The sequence below is a fragment of the Iodobacter sp. BJB302 genome, assembly GCF_002735645.1.
Lineage (GTDB): Bacteria > Pseudomonadota > Gammaproteobacteria > Burkholderiales > Chitinibacteraceae > Iodobacter.
The window spans coordinates 1-2,813 of record NZ_PDZG01000147.1 but is presented as its reverse complement, the minus strand read 5'-3'; the positions used below and the strand labels follow the sequence as shown (position 1 = coordinate 2,813).

The window sequence follows — 2,813 nt, the reverse complement described above, 5'->3', positions numbered from 1 at the left end:
CCGTTTCAATCGTCGAGCAGACCTGTGCGCTCTGATTCCTCGATTACTCAAAGCCGTGATGCAGGCTAAACCTTGTCCAAGAGGGGTATTTCAAGCCTTAATTGAGCAAGAGACATAATCAGGAAAATGATTGGACCCGCCTTAAAAGGGGGCTTTCAATATTTTGCTGGTGGTTTTTTTGGGGCTAAGTGGTTTAATCCTGAGCTATATGGTGCTTTGTACCGTTTTTTGCCCCAACAGATTGATTTGTCGTAATCGCTTTTGGGCAGGCATTTCAAAATATCGGAAGCTAATAAAACTAATCATCAGCAGCAAAGCAAAGAATAACAGCATCAGCCATGGCGAGTAATAAATAGCCTGATCGAATGAGAAATAAGCCAGCAGAATTGAAAATAAAATTTGCAGCGGAAAATGCAGCAAATAAGATGAATACGAAATATCACCTAAAAAAGCGATACGTCTGGCGAATGGGCCATGCCGCGTTTCAATCAGTGCCAGCGATAAAATACTGAGCGGAAAAAGCACCACAACCGGCCATGACCAGATCAGCTCCAGCATTCTGTGTGCTAAGGGGTAATTAAAAATAGTGAGCGAATTAAAATCTGTTTTCTGATGCAGGGCGGCCATGCAAAGTAGCCATGCACAAAGCGTAATCAACAGCACGAATTGCCTCAGTGCTGCAGCATGTTTTGATTTAAGCACGGCTTGGTAAGCGATAAACACAAGGCCACCCAGAAAAAACGAGCCAATGCCCCGGCCTATGGGCAAATAATAATCCTGGATCAGCTGAAAGCCGGTAATGGATATTGCCGCTAAAATAACGGCCCGTACAGGCAAGAGGCGGCAGCAGCTGAAGAAAACAATATACAAAAGAACTTCTACAGAAACAGACCATATCGGGGCATTAAATGAGTAGCCCTGCTCAAGTCCCCATGACGATGTAAACAAAAGATTAAGCAAAAAATGTTTGGCATCATTACAGGGATAAACAAAGTAATTCCCCCGTGTATGGCTGAGCCACAGCTGGCCAATGGCCACAATCAGCAAGCTGGCAAAATGCAGCGGATAAAGTCTGGAAAATCTCAACAGGGCAAACTGGCCAGATGTGATGTCCCGGCAGGCAATTTTTTTGGAATACAGCCAGTAAAAAATAAAACCGGACAAGCAAAAAAACAAATCAACGGCCAGCCATCCCTTAGTGTAAAGCAGCGATAAGCCATCAGAAAAAGGCAGCCGACCGGGATCAAACTGACCGGCTGTGGTGCCTGTGTAAAAAAAATGCTGCCAGTGCCAGAACACCACGCAAAGTGCGGCGATGCCCCTGAGGGCATCAAGCGAATAGAATCGTTCTGGCTGGGCTTGTGTCATCGTCTGCGGCCTTTGCTTCCGCTCAAGTTGCATGGCGGTTTACGGTGGGTGTGACTACGCAGGTATGCAGCCGATAAAATCACGGCAAAGTACCTGTACCGCTGGGGCAAACTGGCTGAGGTTTTGCACAGGCAGCCATGCCACTTCGCTGATCTCACCCATGGCGCGCGGCTGGCCTTGCCATTTTGCACGATAGCAAATCAGCTCAACATCGCCTGCCTGCCCGTAGGCTGGCGCAACCACGGTATACAGATAGCGGGCATCCTGTATGGCAATGCCTAATTCCTCAGCTAATTCCCGGCCAAGGGCCTGATCGGGGGATTCTCCCTGCTCTATCTTGCCCCCTGGCAGATACCAGTGCTGATTCTGGCGAACTTTAACCAGCAGCAGCTTCTGGTCTTGCACATCAACCAGACATGCACATTGCAGTGGCTTCATAACCTGTCCTGTTTATCTGTGATCTGATTTGCATCTTACATTATGCCTTCGTGGCGATGGTATTTTGATATGGGCCATGGTCAGCAAGCTGTGGTGGAGTATGTTTATGACCTTGGTTTATGCTTTCGGCATTTTGCGGACAGTTCGTTACAGATCGCTACCAAACCCACATCGAATTATCAACATAAGGGGTAGATACTGGATTTACACGCTCACTACCGGGCGATTTTAGGAAGCTATATTATGAACAAACTGCTGACAACGCTTGCTGCTACTGTATTTGTTGCGACTACCGCTTTTGGTATGGCAGCAGAAACAGCCTCTGCCCCTGTTAAGACAGAAACCCACTCAGCTAAGGTGAGTGCTTCTGCAAGCAAGCATGTAACCAAAAAAACACCTGCTAAAAAGCACACTGCTGCTTCAGCCGCATCCGCAGTGCAAAAAGCCCAGGCCAAGAAGCATGCTGCTTCAGCGGCATCTGCAGTACAAAAAGCCCAGGCTAAGAAGCACGCAGCTTCAGCTGCATCTGCAGTGCAAAAAGCCCAGGCTAAGAAGCATGCAGCTTCAGCTGCATCTGCAGTACAAAAAGCACAGGCTAAAAAGCACGCAGCATCAGCTGCATCCGCAGTGCAAAAAGCCCAGGCTAAGAAGCATGCAGCTTCAGCCGCATCCGCAGTGCAAAAAGCTCAGGCCAAGAAGCACGCAGCATCAGCTGCATCCGCAGTACAAAAAGCCCAGGCTAAAAAGCATGCAGCATCTGCAGCCTCAGCAGCACAAAAAGCCCCTGTGAAAAAACATGCTTCTGCGGCATCTGCTGTATAAGGGTTTAGCCTTGATGGGATAAATCCACACTCATAAAAAGCCCCTGCCGATTTGGTCGACTGAACTGCACCCCAAAAGTTGGACACCCGTCCATATTTTTGGGGTGTTTTTATGTCCAAGTACTCAACGCAATTCAAGCTCTCTGTCGTTCAGCAATATTTAACTGGCGAAGCAGGTATCAAAAC

At 47.9% G+C, this 2,813-nt stretch carries 3 protein-coding genes; 1 reads left to right on the top strand and 2 read right to left on the bottom strand.

The genetic code is table 11. The annotated features are described in order from the left end of the window. Nucleotides 1–204: 204 nt before the first annotated feature. Together CSQ88_RS22165 and CSQ88_RS22160 are read right to left on the bottom strand one after the other, a co-directional pair. Nucleotides 205–1,368, bottom strand: a complete 1,164-nt coding sequence (locus CSQ88_RS22165; RefSeq protein ID WP_180273778.1) for an acyltransferase — start codon at nucleotides 1,366–1,368, stop codon at nucleotides 205–207. A 54-nt stretch (nucleotides 1,369–1,422) separates the two neighbouring features. Then, nucleotides 1,423–1,806: an NUDIX domain-containing protein gene (locus CSQ88_RS22160; protein WP_099400225.1), complete on the bottom strand. Its 384-nt coding sequence runs from the start codon at nucleotides 1,804–1,806 to the stop codon at nucleotides 1,423–1,425. 243 nt (nucleotides 1,807–2,049) lie between these two features. Here CSQ88_RS22160 and CSQ88_RS22155 point away from each other — a divergent pair, with 243 nt between their 5' ends. Continuing rightward, nucleotides 2,050–2,628, top strand: a complete 579-nt coding sequence (locus CSQ88_RS22155; protein ID WP_180273777.1) for a hypothetical protein — start codon at nucleotides 2,050–2,052, stop codon at nucleotides 2,626–2,628. The last annotated feature ends 185 nt before the right edge of the window (nucleotides 2,629–2,813 follow it).